This window comes from Streptomyces sp. NPDC031049 (assembly GCF_055571015.1).
In genome coordinates this window covers 194113-212596 of the sequence record NZ_JBVIGC010000004.1, presented here as the reverse complement: position 1 = coordinate 212596, position 18484 = coordinate 194113, and the positions used below count along the sequence as shown (strand labels likewise).

General features: G+C 67.2%; 11 protein-coding genes. 5 read left to right on the top strand and 6 right to left on the bottom strand.

From position 1 onward, the window contains the following. Window positions 1-311 precede the first annotated feature (311 nt). From ACZ45Q_RS08705 to gltX, 5 genes are all read left to right on the top strand, one after another. Window positions 312-3284 (top strand): helicase-related protein, encoded by a 2973-nt coding sequence (locus ACZ45Q_RS08705; RefSeq protein ID WP_468256915.1) that lies wholly within the window; start codon window positions 312-314, stop codon window positions 3282-3284. Further along, on the top strand, window positions 3281-6031 hold the full coding sequence (locus ACZ45Q_RS08700; protein ID WP_468256912.1) for a DUF1156 domain-containing protein: 2751 nt from the start codon (window positions 3281-3283) through the stop codon (window positions 6029-6031). The genes ACZ45Q_RS08705 and ACZ45Q_RS08700 overlap by 4 nt, the downstream gene beginning before the upstream one ends. 61 nt (window positions 6032-6092) lie before the next feature. Further along, window positions 6093-9092, top strand: a complete 3000-nt coding sequence (locus ACZ45Q_RS08695) for a DUF499 domain-containing protein (protein ID WP_468256909.1) — start codon at window positions 6093-6095, stop codon at window positions 9090-9092. A gap of 1187 nt (window positions 9093-10279) precedes the next feature. Next, the gene (locus tag ACZ45Q_RS08690; protein ID WP_461698685.1) at window positions 10280-10609 is read left to right on the top strand and encodes an endonuclease domain-containing protein; all 330 of its coding nucleotides are present in this window, start codon (window positions 10280-10282) and stop codon (window positions 10607-10609) included. A 120-nt stretch (window positions 10610-10729) separates the two neighbouring features. Continuing rightward, window positions 10730-12103: a glutamate--tRNA ligase gene (gltX, locus tag ACZ45Q_RS08685; protein ID WP_468257534.1), complete on the top strand. Its 1374-nt coding sequence runs from the start codon at window positions 10730-10732 to the stop codon at window positions 12101-12103. 7 nt (window positions 12104-12110) lie between these two features. Here the strand turns inward: gltX and ACZ45Q_RS08680 are convergent, their stop codons facing one another. From ACZ45Q_RS08680 to ACZ45Q_RS08655, 6 genes are read right to left on the bottom strand one after another with little or no spacing between them, the layout of a single operon-like run. Beyond that, complete coding sequence (locus ACZ45Q_RS08680) at window positions 12111-13097, bottom strand: glycosyltransferase (RefSeq protein ID WP_468256906.1); 987 nt, start codon at window positions 13095-13097, stop codon at window positions 12111-12113. Further along, window positions 13094-13708: an HD domain-containing protein gene (locus tag ACZ45Q_RS08675; RefSeq protein WP_468256904.1), complete on the bottom strand. Its 615-nt coding sequence runs from the start codon at window positions 13706-13708 to the stop codon at window positions 13094-13096. The genes ACZ45Q_RS08680 and ACZ45Q_RS08675 overlap by 4 nt, the downstream gene beginning before the upstream one ends. A 5-nt stretch (window positions 13709-13713) precedes the next feature. After that, window positions 13714-15429, bottom strand: coding sequence for a carbamoyltransferase C-terminal domain-containing protein (locus ACZ45Q_RS08670; protein WP_468256902.1), 1716 nt, complete (start codon window positions 15427-15429; stop codon window positions 13714-13716). A 17-nt stretch (window positions 15430-15446) separates the two neighbouring features. Beyond that, window positions 15447-16238: a radical SAM protein gene (locus ACZ45Q_RS08665; protein WP_468256900.1), complete on the bottom strand. Its 792-nt coding sequence runs from the start codon at window positions 16236-16238 to the stop codon at window positions 15447-15449. Then, window positions 16235-17374: a hypothetical protein gene (locus ACZ45Q_RS08660; RefSeq protein ID WP_468256897.1), complete on the bottom strand. Its 1140-nt coding sequence runs from the start codon at window positions 17372-17374 to the stop codon at window positions 16235-16237. The genes ACZ45Q_RS08665 and ACZ45Q_RS08660 overlap by 4 nt, the downstream gene beginning before the upstream one ends. Next, window positions 17374-18483 carry a radical SAM protein gene (locus ACZ45Q_RS08655; protein WP_468256895.1) on the bottom strand — a complete coding sequence of 370 codons (1110 nt, stop codon included), beginning with the start codon at window positions 18481-18483 and terminating at the stop codon, window positions 17374-17376. The genes ACZ45Q_RS08660 and ACZ45Q_RS08655 overlap by 1 nt, the downstream gene beginning before the upstream one ends. Between the last annotated feature and the right edge of the window lies 1 nt (window position 18484).

Below are 18484 nucleotides of genomic sequence, written 5' to 3'. Positions count from 1 at the left end.
GGTTGGCTTCTGGCCAGTCTCAGCTGGGTTCCGGCAAGTCTTGAGGCTGATGCATAAGCATGCAGTCCCAAGGCACGTTTGAGCGTGGTCAGAGAGTAAGGGTCCAGGCCGCTGGCGTACCGGAGTTCGCCACGGTCAGGTTCGCCCTGCCCGGAGATCAACCGGGGTCATGGGACCTCATCCTGGTCGACGACGAAGACCGTCGTCACGAAGTGAATCTGGCAGCTGGAGACACGGAGACCGTGCGGCCTCTCGTCAGCGACGGGAAGGCTGACTCCGCACGTGTGCTGGCGGCCATGTGGACACGGTGGATGAACGCCGCGGCGACCAACGCCGAGTCCAGCGCGATGGCAGCCACACCGCTGAAGCCGTACGCGCACCAGACGACGGCCGTCTACGGAGCGATGCTTCCCCAGCCCCTGCTGCGTTTCCTCCTAGCCGACGAGCCGGGTACCGGAAAAACGATCATGGCCGGTCTGTACCTGCGTGAGATGCAGAGACTCGGCCTGATCAAGCGGGCGATCATCGTGTGCCCGGCAAACCTCGCCACGAAGTGGGTGGACGACTTCCAGCGGCTGCTGGGGGGCGGTCTGCGCCAGTTAACCTCAGCCACGGTGCGTGAGGACGCCCTGAACTCCAACGACCTGTGGGTGGTTTCGCTCGAGTTAGCAGCGGTGAATCCCGCGGTACAGGACGCCATCCGGCCGGACAAAGCTGGCTGGGATTTGGTCGTCTTCGACGAGGCGCACCGGCTGACTCCGACTGCCGCCGGATTCCACCAGGTCGGACGGCTGCTGGCCAAGAACACACCGCGGGCGTTGCTGATGACGGCAACGCCCCACCGAGGCAAGGAGTGGCTCTTCCGGCACCTGCTGCACCTGGTCGACCCGGAGATCTACCCGGATCCGGGCAGCGACCCTAACGTCGAGCTCAGTGCCCTGCGCCCTGGCCCCATCCACTTCTTGCGGCGGATGAAGGAGGACTTGGTCGACTACGACGGCACGACCCGGTTGTTCAAGGGCCGCACGGCGCACAACCACAGCGTCCCCCTGTCGCAGACCGAGTACGGCTTCTACAAGGCCGCCCTGGAAATGGTCGACCGGTTCTTCCCTCCGGTGGCGCAGCCGCTTGCCCGCATGGTCTACGGCAAGCGAGCAGCCTCGAGCCTCTACGCTCTGGCCCAGACGCTGGGCCGGCGGCATGAGCACATGGGGGCAATGAGCGAGGCTGAGGCGGCGCTCATCGCCGACCGTGAGGACCACGGTGACGAGACCGAGGTCGACGAGGCCAAGGTGATCCATACGGTCTCGGCTTCTACGCGGGCGGAGCGAACTGCGATCAACAGCCTCGTGCAGCAGATCGAGGCAACGCTCAACGACTCCCGCTGGCAGCCGTCTAAGTGGAAGCGGCTCACCGACGACTGCCTGGCACCCCACGGGATTCACCCCGGAAGCGGTGATCAGGCCGTGGTCTTCACCGAGTATGCCGACTCTGCCGAGTGGATCGCCCGGCAGCTCCAGGACCAGGGATATAGCGCCCAGCTCTACTCCGGCCGCCAGAGCAAGACCGAACGTGACGAGGCACGCAAGGCATTCATGCGCGGCGAGTTCCAGATCATCGTCACCACCGATGCCGGCAACGAGGGCATCGACCTGCAGGCCGCGCACGTTCTCGTGAACTATGACATCCCGTGGTCCTTGGTCCGCCTCGAACAGCGGATGGGTCGCATCCACCGCGTGGGTCAGCAGCGCGACGTCTACCTCTACAACCTGGTCGCCACCGACACCCGAGAAGGCGTGACCTTGCTGCGCCTCCTGGACAACTTCGTCACGGCAGCGAACGAACTGCGCGGCCAGATGTTCGATAGCCTGTCGGTGGTCGCCGAAATGACCGGCGTTGACTACGACAAGTGGCTGTCGGACCTCTACGGCAACGACGAGGTGAAGAAGCAGCAGGCCATCGACGCAGTCCAGGCGGTCCAGGCCCAGGAACTCGTTCGGGCGGCCCGGAAAGTACGGGACAACGAGCGACGCCTCGCCAGCCAGGTGGACGCGGTGGCCGCGCTGACGCTACTCCAGCGTGACTTATTCGCACGCATCAACCCGGCCATTGTCGAGGCATACCTCGACCGGCTCGCAGCGGCCGGTGTACTAAAGTCCACGCCCACCGCGGCCGGGCCCGGTTTCCGGCGGCTCTCCCGGAGCGGCAAGGCAAGCTTTCCGGCCACGTTGGGCGGACAGAACGAGGTTCACGTCGCCACCAGCGGGGACGTTGTGCGCGAAGCCTCGGAGAGCATCGATGTCGGCGACACCGTGACCCTCGGCCCCGGTGAGCCCGGCTTCAGCGACCTGATTGACATAGCCGAGCACACTCTGGCCGAGGACCTCTACCAGTCCGGCGCCGCGGCAGATCCCACCAGCCTCACCCCGTACGACCTGTACGCGTACGAGGCCACGATGACCGAGAGCAACGGCAAGCGCGCCAGCGTATGGGCCACCTTGATCAAGGTTGACGACAGCGGCACCGCCCGCCCGGTGAGGTGGGAGTCCCTGGCCAACCTCGTGCCCACCGACCAGAACGGCAGTGCACCGCATCCGGCCAGGGAAGGACACGCGCTCACAGCTGCCCGCCGAGTGGCCGCCGCGACCGTCACAGAGCACCGGAAGGTGCGCGCCGACTGGTTCGCTCAAGCCCGCCGTGACCTGACCAACCTGCCACTGAGCCTCACCGACCGCATCGATGATCGCGCTGCCCGGCTGGAGCTGAGGCACCGGCTTCAGGCCCAGACCGCTCAGCGCCTCGAAGAGCTCGAGCGGCTCGCAGACGTGCAGCTGACCGAACCGAAGCAGGTGGGTCGGATCCGGGTCCTGGCCACTGCCGACATCAGTGTCCAGGCCGAGATCGACGCCGAACTGGTCTCCATGCGACGCGTGCAGCAACTCCTTGAGGATGACGGCTGGACAGTGGCCGATGTCCATACCGAGGGCCGCGGTTACGACCTGGAGGCCCGCCGCCACAGCCAGGTCCGCCATGTCGAGGTCAAGGGCGTGCTCGGCAGCGCGGCCAGCGACGGCATTCGGATGACTGGCAACGAAGTCCTCATCGCTACCCAGCACCGCAAGGAGTACTGGCTGTACGTCATCGACCAGTGTGCCGACGGCAAGGGCCGATTCTTCGGCGCCTATCAGGACCCCGCCACCCTCTTCGCGAACGTCATGACCGGGAACGCGGTGTTCCGCGTCCCGGGCAGCAGTCTCAAGAACGCCCCCGGGAGCAACGCATGACCCGCATGATCGAACGCTGGTTCCCCTGTGCCGAGGTTTCGGTGAACAGTTCAGCGGGGTGGGGAAGCGGTGCGACCGAGATCGGGCTGTTTCCGTGGTTCGCAAAGCGTCCTGTCGCACAGGCCAAGGCAGCGGTGCTCTGCTCGCTGCTGCCCTGGCCAGAGGATCAGGCCGAGCAACAGCGTCTTCAAGAGCTGGTGCACACGGCCATGTCTGGGCGCTACGCCGCCTGGCAGGTACTCCACGACGAGATTCTCAAGGCGAACCCTGAGGGCGCATCGGTCCTGGACCCGTTCAGTGGGCGCGGAATGATCCCGCTCGAGGCGGGGCGGCTTGGGCTTGAAGCCCACGGTGTCGACTACAGCCCGGTCGCGGTGCTGGCCAGCTCGCTCCTCACCGACTTCCCCTTCCGGGACTGGTCTCAGGAGCCGAGCCTGCCATTCGCCGAGGAGAGCGACGCTCTCTACGACGACCGGCCGCGGCTGCTTGTTGACGTTCGCGCCACTCTCGATGAGGTGGGACGCCGGTGGACGGCAGCCATGGCGGACTACTACCCCGAGGTCAACGGCAAGCGACCGTGGGGGTACCTGTGGGCCATCGCCATACCGTGCCAGGAGTGCGGCAACCGGTTCCCTCTGGTCGGCTCGTACGAGCTGCGACGGCCGAGTCAAAAACGTGGCCGCAAGGGCGCCCCGCCTGTCAATGATCCCGGCCAGTCGTTCTACATCGAAGCCGACCCGGCTGCTGGTACCTGCGCACCGGTGGTGCACGAGGGACCTCCAAGGCGTACCCCAACGCTGACACGCGCTCGTACGGCTGAGGGTCGGACGCTGCCGGGGAAGTCGGCGATCTGTCCGTTCTGCAGCCATGTACACCCGCTCGATGTGCATCGCCGACTCACCGACGAGAGGCGTGCCACGGACATGCTCCTAGTGGTGGCCGACCACTCGGACGACTTCGGCAAGGAGTATCGGGAGCCCACCGAAGCGGAGCTCGAGGCTGTCGCCGCAACGCCGGCGGCACTACGTGAGCTGTCCGACCCAAGCCCCTTTCTGAGTGCCGTACCCGACGAACGGATCGCACCGGGCAACAACAACATCATCGGGCCGTCCATCTACGGGGCGCGCACCTACGGCGACTTCATGTGTGGTCGGCAGACCCTGGCCTTCGTCATGCTCACCCAGACCATTGCTGAGGTGGCCGACGAACTCATGTACAAGGCGGGGGTGAGCGCTGACTACGCACGGGCGCTGAGCGGATACGCGGGGTCAGTCGTTGCGCGGAAGCTTCGACGTGCTACCCGCGGGTGCACGATCGACATCAGTCGCGCAGGAGTCCATGACATATACGCCAATCAAGGGTCAATTACCTTCTCTCAGGACTTCTTCGAAGTGGGAATCGGCACTGGGCCGGGCTCTTGGGCGTCTCTGTGCAAGAGCAGCATGTCGACGCTTTCGAATCTGATGGCTGATATCCGGGGGACGTCGGTCAGCGTGACTCGGGGGTCGGCTACCTCGATGAATCTGCGGGACGCGTGCATCACTGCTGTGGTCACCGACCCGCCGTACGACGAGATGCTCGCGTACGCCGACTCCTCCGATCTGATCTACGCATGGCTGAAGCGAGCCCTGCACAACACTTGGCCCGAACTCATCATCACTTCCGACGAACACGGCTGCCAGGAGAAGTCGGAAGAGATCATCGTCAAGCGGGTCCGGGGGGAGGCACCCAACGAGCACCGAACTCGCGAGCATTACGACACGAAGATCGCCGAGGCATTCAGTGAGATGCGTCGCGTGGTCCGCGACGACGGACTGGTGACTATCGTCTTCGGCTCCGGAGACCCGGAGGTCTGGCAGCGCCTGCTCACGGCCATCGAGAAGGCTGGCCTGGTGATGACGGGCTCCTGGCCCGCGAACACTGAGGCGAGCAACCACCAGGGCAAGGCGAACATCGAGACCACCCTGACCATGTCGTGCCGCCCCATGGCGCCCGGACGATCCCCCGGGCGAAAGGGCGCGGTCGAGGCCGAGATCAAGGCCGAGATCAAGCGGCGCTACCCGGACTGGGAGCGGTGGGGCTTGGCGCCGGCGGACATGCTGATGGCCGCTGCCGGACCCGCCATGGAGGTCGTCGGCCGTTACAGCGAGATCCTCGACGCCAAGGGCGAACCCGTCGACATCTACACGTTTCTTCCGCTGGCGCGAGCTGCAGTCCAGGAGGCCATGGCCGTCGAGATCAACCACCAGCCGCTGGAGACCTTTGACGCTCGAACGCGGTTCGCGTTGTGGTGGATCACGCTCTACAACCGCCAGATCCGGGCGAAGTCCGAACTGCGCTGGCAGGCTCTGGCTTCCTCGCTCGACCTGGCGGCGATACGCGACCTGGTTCCTGATGCCGACAAGGGTGTGCGGTTCATCGCCTCCCGGGACTACAAGGGCAAGATCGACGGAGATTCGACCGTGATCGACATTGCCCTCGCGCTCGCAGCTGCCTCGGAGGAGGGCCTACAGGCCATGGGGCAGGTACTGGCGGCCGCAGAGCACGCGGCCGACGACACCTTCCTGTGGGCCGCCGTCCAGTTCCTCGCAGACCGGCTTCCCGACAACGACCCGGACTCCGTCCGCTTCACCCGCGTATTGCGCAACCGGCCCGGCGTGGTCAGTGCCGCTGAGGCCGTTGCTGCGAGCGACTACGAAAAGGGCCAGCCCCAACTGACCGACGACGTCCAATTGCGGCTCATGTGATGACGACCAACACCACCCTCATCCCCGTGAACCTCGTATCCACCAGCCCAGGAGAGCAGCCATGACGACCAGCGTGACGCCGTGGTGGAAGGCGCTCAAGCTCCGCCAAGAGATCCGCAGTGCCTCCGGGCAAATCGATGACGTACAGATGTCGCTGTTCCGGGCCGTTCACGCCACGGGAGCGGACCGGCCGCCCTATGCCGACGCCGACTACTACGGTGACATCACGCATCCGACCGAGCGACTCATCGACCTGCTCAGCGAAATTGCAGTCCGCATCGGTGGTGGCAACGATTACTTGAAAGCCCGAGCAGTCACTCGACTCGACCAGGGCATGGGCGGCGGAAAGTCGCACGCGTGCATCGGCGCCTACCATCTGTCCGCCAACCCAGGGGCGCTACTGCGAACCGAGCTCGGTCAGAAGGTGACCGAGCGCGCGAGGGCCAGGATCGGCCACCCCCTTACCGGCGACCTCGGACGTCCGCATGTCGTCGTGCTGCCCTGCGACAACATGACCCCGGGGGCCGGGGTACAGGAGCTCGACGGGCCTGCGGTCAACCTCTATGAGCGTTTCCTGTGGCGTCTGTTCTCCAAGGACTACACGCTCTTCGAGCGCTACCGGCGGTTCTGGAGCGACAAGCACAAGATCGCTGAGGCCATCAGCGCGGTGAACCGACCCGTTCTGATCATCATCGACGAGGTGCTCGACTACATCGGCAACGGGCTCGATGGCGCGAACCAGACCGACCTGGCAGCCCAGGACATGGCGTTCCTGCGGGCACTGCTCGATGCCGTCAACGATGTCCCCCACGTCTCGATGCTGGTCGTGATGATCGCCTCCGACATCGACAAGACTGCGCTCTCGCCAGCCGCTCAGGCCCGCCGCGACGACCTGAACAGTCAGCTCGACCGCAACGGCCTGCCGACCACCGTGACCGGCGTGGGTGACTTCGCCGACATCCTCCGCCGCCGGCTGTTCGACGCCGAACCCGCCGGTGAGGTGCTCGCCGCGACTGCCGCGCTCTACGAGGACGTGCTGACGGACAAGACCTGGAGCAAGCAGGTCTGGGACCCGATCGGAGCGGGGTGGCGCCGCAACTGGCCCACGCAGATGGCAGCTTGCTACCCGTTCCACCCCATGCTGATGAGCCTGGCGCAGGAAGAGTGGAGCAAGGTCGCCGGTTTCCAGCGAGTCCGGTCCACGATCCGCATCTTCGCCGCCACGGTCTATGCCCTGCAGCAGCGCGGCAAGGCAGGCGAGTGGGTGCCAGCACTCATAGGGCCCGGAGACCTGCCACTGTCGGACAGCACCGTCCGGGAGGCGCTCCTGGGCAGCGGCCTGGTGGAGGACGACCGCACCATCGCGAACTACCGGAGCCTGGCCGAGATCGAAGTTATCAACCACGACGGCTCGTCGGGCGCAGCGCGCCGCCAGGACCTTGAACGGCCATCCACCACTTGGGGCCCGAACAATCCACGCGCGGCTGAACGTGCGGCCACCTTTATCTTCCTGGCGAGTGTTGTCGGCACCCTGCGCCCGGGGCGGGGCCGCGGAGCCAGTGCTCCTGAGGTCAAGGCGGCCACCAGCGTGCCGGAGACCACGTACACCGTCACCGACGCCGACGGTGTCGTCGATGAGCTGGTCAACCCCAACCGAGGGATGAGTGCTCTCGACATCACTCCCGGCCAGGGCAACAACAAGCCGGCCCGTTACTTCCTCTCCACCCGGCTCACCCACCGCATGCTGGTCAAGAACATCCGGCGCACCATCACCGACGCCGAGCGTGATCAAGTCATCGCCGCCATCTCGAAGCGACTGGCCAGCAACGGCCCCTTCCGCGAGGTGCAGTTCGTCTCGGCGGACCCGCAACGCAGTCCTGCCGACGTCCTTGCCACCGCAGGCTTGGACACCGCCTACACCACCCGGCTCATCGTGCTGGACCCCGCGCAGTACAGCCTGCGCAACGGCATGGAGAAGCCGACCCTTGAGGCTCTCACCGTCGCCATGGGGCTCGGGCAAGGTGCCCAGCAGCTCCCCGTCCAGTGGGCCAGCAGTGCGGTATACGCCGTCGTGAACACCCAGCAGCGAGCCCTGGCACGCAACCTGGCGGTGGAGTATCTAGCGAGGCAGAAGGCTCTACAGGCTCCCGAGATTCAGAACGACGACGAGCTCAAGACCATCGGCGCCAAGGAGCTCGCCGAGGCCAAGACTCAGTTGGAGAGGGCACTCAAGCGGGCGTACCAGCATGTCGCCTACCTCGCCCAGCCCGATCCGGACGGGGAGCGGTACCTCGACCAGCTCACGTTCGACAAGGACAACATCACCGCCCTCGACGGCATGCTCGTCTGGAAGGGCCTCGCCGCTCGGGACAAGGTTTTCGACACTGGCCAGTTCAGCGCCAAGGCTCTCCTGCACAACCTTCGCGACCACGACTACGGCAAGACCCTCTCCGACATCCGAGCCGCCTTCTACAGCGCCCCACGATTGCCGCTGCTGTACGGCGGTGACCGCGACCTTCAGCAGGCGATCTACGATGCTGTCAGCCAGGGCCTGCTGAGCATCGTCGACGGAGCGGGCACCGAGGTGGAGGTCACAGCACCAGGGCAGGTCAACCTCGCGAGCACGGGCCTGCGCCTCGCCAAGCCACAACCCAAGACGTGCGCCGACTGCGACCAGCCGGTTCACGAAGGTTCATGCTTTGTGAGCGCCGACGACACCGTCGACAATGGCTCACCGCGCAAGCCCGGCAGCTCAGGGGTCGACACACCAAGCGTGCCCCGGCAGCGGGAGACCGACAGGCCGAGTCCGGACCAATCTCCGAAAACGGAACAGGTTAAGGACCGGCAGGTCGCCTTCTCGTTCACCAAGAACCTCCTGGCCAACGGTGACAGCGCCGACGGCTTCGCCGCACTATTCCGGGCGTTTTACATGGCCCTGGACGAACGGCAGATCAGCTATCTGCAGGGAACACTCCAGTTGGTGATACAGGCCGATGAGGCTGAACAAATCCAGCAGCGCCTAGAAGAACTCGGCATAAAGGTGACGTTCAAGGAGATCTGACGGGACAGTCAGCATGCCGGTGACGGCGACTCCCCGGTTGTGTGGATAGGCAGTCATCCGTTGGTGCAGAGTGCGGCACCGGGTGAACGGTCTGGAGCAGTATCTGGAGGTGCTGGCTGGGGCGGACGCGCTCTGCGGCTGTCGCCTGACAGACGGCCTCGAAGTCGGCCGCCATAGGGGTCGGCCTTGAGGGAAGCACGAGACGCAGCTCACAGCCCTGCGATGGGTTGTCCCGTGAGTGCCTGGGCGATCTGCCAGCTGCCCTCCGCGGGACGCCTTCAGAAGGACGACGTCGCCCGGCCGAAGGATGGAACGGACAGCCCTGTTGTCCCTGTCAGTGGCGGCGTGGAGGCCGCATGGGCATCCCGTTCCCTTGAGCCGGGCGTTGTCAGTCCCTCCCAATAGCATGCGCCGCCATGAGCATGAGTAGGCGCAGGGAGTGCGAGTTTGCCGGATGCGGCCGGGAGGCAAACCGCGGGGTGCTCTGCCAGAGCCACTACAACCAGAAGCGCCAGGGCAAGCAACTGACCCCTCTCCAAACTCGCAACGCTTGGAGGGGGTGCAACTTCGAGGGGTGCGAGCGTCCACACCTTGCGAAGGGCTACTGCAAGGGGCACTACGACCAGATTCGGAGAGGGCGCGACCTGCGTCCGCTGGTGAACAAGGGCATGAGTGGAACCTGTGGGTTCACCGGTTGCGACAGGTCGCACCAGGCTCGGGGGCTCTGCACTGCGCACTATCAGCAGCTCAGGAAGGGGGCGGTACTCACTCCCCTGTACGACTGGGTGATCAAGCCCGAGGCCAAGTGCGTGGCGATGACAGGGTGCGAGCACGCCGTGTACAGCGGTGGCCTGTGCAGGACACACAGTGATCAGCGGCGCCGCGGAGTGCCGTTCTCCGTTCTTCCTCCCCCTGTTCGAAGGGAATACCAGTGCCGGGGTCCGGAGTGTGCAAGGGCGCGTGAAGATGCGGAAGGGCTATGTCGATCACATGCACTGATGAAGAGACGCGGTCAGTCGCTCACCCCCCTTGTGCTTAGGACTCCGCCCGACGCGGGCCGACAGCTCATAGATCGAGGCGTCTACTGGTGTACTTCGTGTCAGCAGGAACTTCCGCTTACTCACTTCGGAACCGATGCCGGGCGAGGTGGCCTGCCCCGGGGTAACTGCAAGCTGTGTCAGGGGATCGTGACCCGAGCCGGTAAGCACAAGCGATCGTTCTTGGATGTGTATCTCCTTTTTGAGTATCAGGGGTACAAGTGCGCTATTTGCCCGGTGGTGCACGGCGACGGAGATGGTCTGCATCTTGATCACGACCATGAGTGTTGCCCCGACAAGGGTGAGTCCTGCGGTCAATGCATCAGGGGATTGCTGTGCTGGGGATGCAACGGGGGTGTACTTCCGTGGTACGAGCGCATCCGCGGTCAAGCGCCCCCGTATCCGCCGCTGGAGTCGTACCTGAGTGATCCTCCAGCAGCAGCACTTGGGCTAACGACGGCCCAGTCCGGTAGCGAGTAAGGCCGAAAACATCGGTGTGGGGGTAGGGCGAGTGGTCCGGGGTACAGGTCCGGCGTCGGTACCCTGGAGCGCATGTTTACTGCCCCGGTTCGCGTTCGTTTCGCCCCGTCCCCGACCGGCATGTTCCATGTCGGTGGTGCACGGTCCGCTCTCTACAACTGGGCGGTGGCGCGACAGTCCGGCGGCAGGTTCGTGCTGCGGATCGAGGACACCGACGCGGCCCGGAACAAGCCGGAGTGGACCGAGGGCATCATCAGCGCGCTCGCGGCGATCGGTATCCATGGCGAGGATGCGGCTTTCGAGGGGCCGTACTTCCAGTCGCACAATGCCGAGCGGCACCGGGAAGCGGCTCAGCAGCTCTTCGCGGCCGGCCGGGCGTACTACTGCGACTGCGCCCGGGAGCAGCTGAAGGAGCGCACGGGGTCGGAGCACCTCGGGTACGACGGGTTCTGCCGGGACCGGGGGCTGGCCTTCGAGGAGGGGCGGGCGCTGCGGTTCCGGACGCCGGACGAGGGGGAGACCGTCGTGGTCGACCTGGTCCGTGGGGAGCCGGCGTTCCCGAACAGCGCGATCGAGGACTTCGTGATCGCCCGTGGTGACGGGTCCCCGGTCTTTCTGATCGCCAACGTTGTGGACGACCTGGACGAGGGCATCACGCAGGTCATCCGCGGCGAGGAGCACCTGTCGAACACGCCGAAGCAGCAGCTGCTGTGGGAGGCGCTCGGTGCCAAGCCGCCCGTGTGGGCGCACCTGCCGGTGATCGTGAACGAGAAGCGGCAGAAGTTGTCAAAGCGCCGGGACAAGGTGGCGCTGGAGGACTACCTAGCCGAGGGGTTCCTGCCCGAGGCGATGGTGAACTACCTGATGTTGCTCGGCTGGGGCCCGGGTGACGACCGGGAGATCAGGCCGTACGAGGAGCTGGAGCAGCTCTTCCGGATCGAGGACGTCAACACCGCGCCGGCCTTCTTCGACGTGAAGAAGTTGACGGCGTTCAACGGCGAGTACATCCGCGCCCTGTCGCCGGAGCAGTTCGCCGCCGCCTGCGCGCCGTGGCTCGTCGCCCCGTACGCGCCGTGGCGGCCGGAGGCGTTCGACAAGGACGTCTTCGAGGCGGCGGCTTCCCTGGCCCAGACCCGGCTGGCGTTGCTTTCCGAGATCACCAGCTATGTGGACTTCCTCTTCCTCGACGAGCCGGTCGAGGACGAGGCGTCGTGGAACAAGGCGATGAAGGCAGGCGCTGGCGACATCCTGTCGGACGCCCGCGCCGAGCTGGCCGGCGTCGCGGAGTGGAAGGCGGACGACCTGAAGGCCGTCCTGCTCGCCGTCGGCGAGAAGCACGGGCTGAAGCTGGGCAAGGCCCAGGCGCCCATCCGGGTCGCGGTCACCGGCCGGACGATCGGACTGCCGCTGTTCGAGTCCATGGAGCTGCTCGGCCGGGACCGCGTGCTGGCCCGTCTGGACGCCGCCAGCAAGAAGCTGGCCGCGCAGGCTTAGCCGCTGCTCAGGCGACCTGCGCCAGGAGGTTGCCCCAGGCGTCGCCGAAGTAGGTCAGGTCGAACCGGGCCAGGGCCTCGTACCCCGCCTTGGCCTCGGTGTGCCGTGTCGCCGCACGCTGCCGGACCTGTGCAGGGAGGCGGCGGAGGTCCGGGGCAGGCTGGCCAGCCAGCGCGGCGAGGTCGCCCAGGCCGGCCACCGGGCGGATGAGGCAGGGCAGGCCGAGGAGTAAAGCCTCGGCTGCGCAACGGCTCCAGCCCTCTCGCATCCGTGGGAGGAAGACACCGACGTCACAGGCGCGCAGCAGACGCAGGTACCGCTCGCGTTCGACGTCGTAGTGCGCGCTGTCGAGGCCGATGGTGTTGCTGCCGCTGGTGATCACCCGCAGTCCGGGAACGCCGGCCAGTGCTGCGGAGACCTCCTCGGTCCCCTTCCAGTGCACGGCCTTGCCCGCGTAGACGCCGATCACGTCGGGTTGTAGGCCGAACTCGGCGCGGCACTCGGCCCGGTCGTAACCGCGTGCCTGCTCTACTTCGGCCATGTCGAAGGCGTTGTAGATCACCCGTACGTTGCGGACGCCTCGGGCGCGAAGCTGGTCGGCCCAGTACGGGGCGACGCACACGACGGCGGCGCACTGCGGCAGAACGCGGAACAGCCGCTCCCAGAGCATGGCCTCGATAGGGGCGGAGTCCTGTTGGAGCGGCTCGTAGTGGTGCAGGAGGAACACCGTGCGGGCGCGCATCTCGGGCGTGAACAGCAGCAGGCTGAGGTCGTCCCACACGAAGGTGCCGGTGGTGCCGTGCAGCGCCCGTATGGAAGGTGCCAGGCGGGCGAGGTGGCGGAGCTTGCGCCAGCGGCGGACCCGGTAGGTCCGCTTGTGGTCCGGGACCGTGCGCCATTCCACGTCGTCGGCCGTCACCTCGTGGAGCATCCGTAGGTAGACCCGGCCGCCGGTCCGGCCGACCGGCTCCATCGAGTAGACGACCCGTTTCACGGACGTACCTCCTGTATGTGGTGGACGTACTCGGCGTGCAGGCGCGCGTGCATGGTCTCCAGATGGGGGCCGAGGTCGCGGGCGGCGTCGGCGAGGGGGAGGTGGAAATCGCCCAGGGTCTGGAGGAACCGTCGGCGTCGGTCGAGGTTCGGGGACGCGGCGAGGTCGCGCAGGTTGTGCAGGCGGTCGGCGAGCCGGACGAGGAGCTCCTCGGGCGGGAGCGCGGCCTGCTTCGCGCGCCAGCGGGTCTCGTCGCCGACGGACTTCGTGCGCTGTTCGAGGCGGTGGTCGGCCGTCATGGCACGCAGGCGAGCGGTGAACGGGCCGCCGAGGTGATGGATGAGCAGTGCCTCCGACTCAGGGGACACCTCCAAGGCGTCATGGAGGAGAGCGAGGAGGAGGGTCTCGGGGCGCCGGACGCCGATCTCCGTTCGCAGAAGCCTGACGACGGCCAGCGGGTGCTCCAGGTAAGGCGTGCCCTGGTCGCGGGTGTGGCCGTCGTAGACCGTGAGAGCGAGGCCGGCGGCCACGCGGGCGCGGGACTGCTCGTTCAGGCTCCACGCCGCGGTACCGAGCACGGTCAGGACGTGGTCGAGATCGACGGGATCCATCCGCCTCACCTCGTACGAAGGGACGCGGCACGGGGATCGGGGACGTGGTCGGCGAGCAGCAGGGTGTCCCCGACGGCGAGGGCGTCAAGGCGCAGCTCCACCGTCGCCGCCACGGCTTGCTCAGCGGTCCGCAGGATCGGGGTGCCTTTGCGGTTGAAGGATGTGTTCAGCAGCAGCGGCAGTCTGGTGAGGTCGCGGAACTGCTCAAGGAGGTCGCGCAGGCCCTGGTGGTTGGCGGCGACGGACTGGACGCGGGCGGTGGCGTCGTGGTGGGTGACGGCGGCGATGCGGTCGGCTCGGCACCGTCGGACGGTGGCGACACGGTTCATGAACGGGTCGCCCGCCGACATGAACCATTCCGTGGCGTGCTCGGCGAGGACGGCCGGCGCGAACGGGCGGTACGCGGCTCGCTTCTTGATCGCGTTGAGTCGGTCCCTCGTGGCGGCGTGACCGGGGTGGGCGAGGATCGAGCGATGGCCGAGGGCACGCGGCCCGAATTCAAGCTGCCCCTGCACCCAGCCGACGATGTGGTGCTCGGCGAGCAGTGCCGCCACTGTGGCCGGCAGTCCGAGCCCGAGGTGGGGCAAGGCGTGATAGCCGGGCGGCACCGTTGTCGTTGGCAGCGCGCCCGGGTTCGGGCCCCAGGCCGCGTCGGTCGGCACCGTCAGGCGCTCCTGCCCGAGCTGGTAGTGCCAGCCGTAGAGCGCGGCGCCAACGGCTGTGCCGGCGTCGTGCGGGGCGGGTGCGACGAAGAGGGTGTCGAAGCCGCTGTCGGCGGCCAGCTGGCCGTTGAGGTGGGAGTTCAGGGCGCATCCGCCGGAGAACACCAACGTTGAGGCCCGGGTGAGTCGTTGCAGGTGGCGGGCGATGTGGACGACCGATTCGGCGAAGATCTCCTGGACGGCGGCGGCCAGGTCGGCACGCTTGTGTTCCGGCTGTTCCGCGACGTTGTCGGCGGTCCAGGCCCGGCCATCGAGCAGCAGCGGTGTGCTGCTGTCCGCCGAACCCCACGGATGATCGATGCGGACCTCGCCCTCGTCTCCGAGCCGGACCAGTTCGCGGACGTGTGCGCCGTAGCGCTGGGGATCGCCGAAAGCGGCGAGCGCCATCATGCTGCCCTCAGGCTCGTCGCCGGGTGGGATCACCCTCTGGGCGAGGTTCCGGTAGAAGTGCCCGAGGGAGGAGTGGACGCGCCGAGGCCCGACTGGGCCCGGCACGACGGCCGGCATGCCCTGGTGGAGGCGGTCGATGCGATCAGGCCACAGGTCGTACCCCGTGATGCGCTCCCGGCCAGGGCCGAAGTCGGATCCCAGCGAGGAGCCGCCGGCGTCGATGACGAGGCCCGCGGCGTGCTCGTGCCCGGAGAGCAGGTAGCCGGAGAGCACGTGGGCCGTGTGGTGGGAGAGGAGGCGGAGGTGTTCGCCGAGCGGGGCGGGCAGGAGGGCGGCGAGTTCCTCCCGCTCCTCGGCCAGCCACCAGCCGGCCGCGGGGTTGGGACGCATGGAGGCCGCCCAGACGGCGTCCACATCCTCCGGTTCGATGCCGGCGGCCTCCAGGCACCATTGCAGCGCGCGGGTCGGGGCGGTGAGCGTTGCCTTGCGGGTGGGGTGGTTGTGTTTGACGCCGCTCCAGCGCTCCTCTTCGGCCGCGTAGATGCGGCCGTCGACGACTAACGCGGCGGCCGTGTCGTGGTGGAAGTTCAGTCCGAGGACTGCGGGCATGGCGGTGTACCTCCCGATCAGATGGTGAGGGCGGGGACGAGTGCGGCGCCGGAGTCGGTGTACTCGTGGCAGCGCAGGCAGAACCGGAAGTGGTGCCCGCGGGGCGCGAACACCTTGGCCGCGAAGTCCTCGTCCCAGATGCTGAACTCGCTGTCGTCCTTCGCCATGGCGTTGAAGCAGCGGTAGCAGGACCCGTCCATCTCGATCATCAGGTGCTGGTCGAGGTAGCGGTCGCAGAGGCCGCGCAGCTCGTTCGCCGGCTGGCCGACGTCGACGTGGTGCACGTGGTTGGTGACGTGGATGGCGCCGTACTTCTCGCACAGCGTCCCGAGCTGCGTGAGCCGGGTGGAACTGATGCCTTCCAGGACGCTGTTGACGACCACGGTCTTGCCGACTTCGCGGAGGCGGGGCACGACGGCGTGCACCTCGTCGTAATTCCCGTGTTCGTCGTCGCAGCCGATGAGGATCTGGTCGTAGGAGCGGAGGGTCGCGTCCATGATCGGCTTGTTGCGGGCCAGGGTGATGGCGTTCGTACCCAGGACCATGACCTTGTCCGGCAACCGCGCGCGGGCGGCGTCGCTGAGCGCCGGAAAGTCCCGGTGCACGGTGGGTTCGCCGCCGTTGATGTGCAGCTGCTGGAAGGGGATGGTCTCCAGCCGGGTCAGGATGGTGGAGAACAGCGACAGGGACATGTTCTCGCCCTGGGCGCCGTCGGCGAAGATGCAGAAGTCGCAGTGCCGATTGCACTTCGTGGTGATCTTGACCTTGGCCGTTTTGAGGGTGCGGGGCACCGGCGCACGCGGGGTCATTGGCGAGACTCCTTGGGCCAGAGGTGGACGTCGTCGGGCGTGAAGCTGAGGAAGTCCTGGACGGTGGTCTTCTGCTGGTGCCAGCGCGCGAGCGCTGCGCGCAGGATGTCGGCGGTGGTGGGCCCAGTGGGGATCAGCGCCGCCATTCGGGCGGCCAGCCGCTGGGCGGCAGTCGCCTCGTCTGCCGCGAGCGCGGTCAGCGTTTGTGCGGCGGAGCGGAGTTCTTTCGCCTCCCGCCGGATCAGGTACTCGGTCGCCACGCCGGGCGGCGGATCGAGGTAGTACACCCAGCGAGCGACGCGTACGCGGAGCATCCCCGCGGTCATCACCCAGTCGGTACGAGCGTGCTCCTGCCCCTGGCCGTCGGGGCGGTCCCCATCAGGAACGCGGCGCATGGCCGCCTCCAGGGCTACATGGGCCGCGCGCAGCAGGTGGCGCGGACTCCGTGATCGGCCATCGGAGCGGTTCTCCGAGTGCCGAAGGAACAGCTCGGCATATCCGTCCAGTCCCTCCGGCCGCCACTGGGTGAGGGCCGCCGTCTTTCCGGGGCAGCGGGTCCGGGTCGCGAGTGCGGCGGCAGCGAACCAGCACGGTGCAAGGTAGTGCCACGCCACGCAGTGGCGCCGGTACGCGGCGATGCCCTCGACCACGTTGTCCGTGCTGTCCGCAGCCAGCTGGTATCGGCCGCCCATCCGGGCCTGGAGGATTACCCGATAGAAGCGCTCGTCCACCGCGCACCAGGGCGCCATCTGGGCCCGGGACTTCCAGTGTTGGAAGTCCCGCGCGCTGCCGCTGATCAGTGACCAGGTCGCGAGTTCGGGCGCGGACACGAGCCGCCCGTCCGCCTCGGTCACGGTGAACGCGAAGCCGGGCGGGTGCTCCAGGAGGCGTCGATGGGAGACTTCCCGGTCGACTGCGGCGGCGTGTGCGGCGGCTAGGCGGTGGTTCCACTCTTCCCAGTCCGCAGGCGCCTGGCGCAGAATGACGCGTACGTCGATGTCGGAGTGCGGAGCCAGCAGGTCGGCCGGCTGCCACTTATGGGTGAGCATCACGGCCCCGACGCCGTGAGCGTCCAGCTCGCCTTCGTACAGAGCGCCGAGCTCCTGGTAGAGAGGCGGCGCGTCGACCACGATCATCACCGCTCCCCGGTGGAGGCGCGGGCGCAGGAGGGGCCGGCCGCTCCCGTGGGGAGGACGGGGAGCAGGGGCAGGACCGGAGTTCCTTCGGGGCGCTCCATCCGGTCCCAGCGCAGGTCGTAGTCGACGTAGTGGAAGCCCTGCCAGGCGTCGTTGGTGTTGCGGTTGAGCATGGCCTGGAAGAGGTGGGCGAAGGCGTCGCTGAGGGTGCCGTCGGCGAGGTGGGGCTTCAGGGGGATGTCGCGGTTGTGCAGGATGCAGGGTCGCGCCACTCCGGTGGGCGTGATTTTGATCCGGTTGGCGTCAGAGCAGGTGGCGCAGCTGGAGTTGGAGATGAAGCCGATCGACCCCGCCCAGCCGTCGGGGCGGAGGTACTGCCCGGGGCTGCGGACGCCCAGCTGGTCCCGGGGGACTTCGCCGGCGTTGGTGAACCACTGGTGGAGGCGGTCGCGGACCTCTGCCTCGGTGGTGAACTCGGTGTCGAAGAGCGCCTGGGCGGGGCCGATGTTCTGGAGTTCGATCAGGCGGACGGCGATGGGCAGGTCGCGGGCGAGTTCGGCCACGGCGAAGGCGTCGTCCAGGTAGGTGCGCTGGAGAACGCAGTTGATCTTCACTCGCAGGCCGAGGGAGAGGGCGGTGTCGAGGGTGCTCCGGGTGGTGCGCGGGTCGCCGCCGCCCATGATCGTGGCGGACCGCGCCGGGTCGAGGCTGTGGAGGCTGAGGTTGAGGTAGGTCAGGCCGGCGTCGTGGAGCTGTTCGACGCTCAGTCCCCGGCGCAGGTTGCCGTGGCTGGTCATGCCGATCGCGGCGTCGGGCCCGAGGCCGTCGGCGAGGCCCGCGATGACGTCGAGGATGTCGGCTCGGAGGGTCGGTTCACCGCCGGAGCAGTGCGCCTTCCTGATCTTCCAGGCCCCGGCCTCGGTGGCGATGGCCGCGTAGTCGGAGGCGGTCAGGGGCCGGTCCTTGTGCCCGTAGTCCGGCATGCACCGGGGCTTGCAGAAAACGCAGTCCAGGTTGCACAGCGAGTTCAGGGTGAAGGCCAGGTAGGGGTGGTTGCGGCCTGCGGCGGCGAAGGCGGCGGCCAGGTCGTCGTGGTCTGCGGTGGGCATT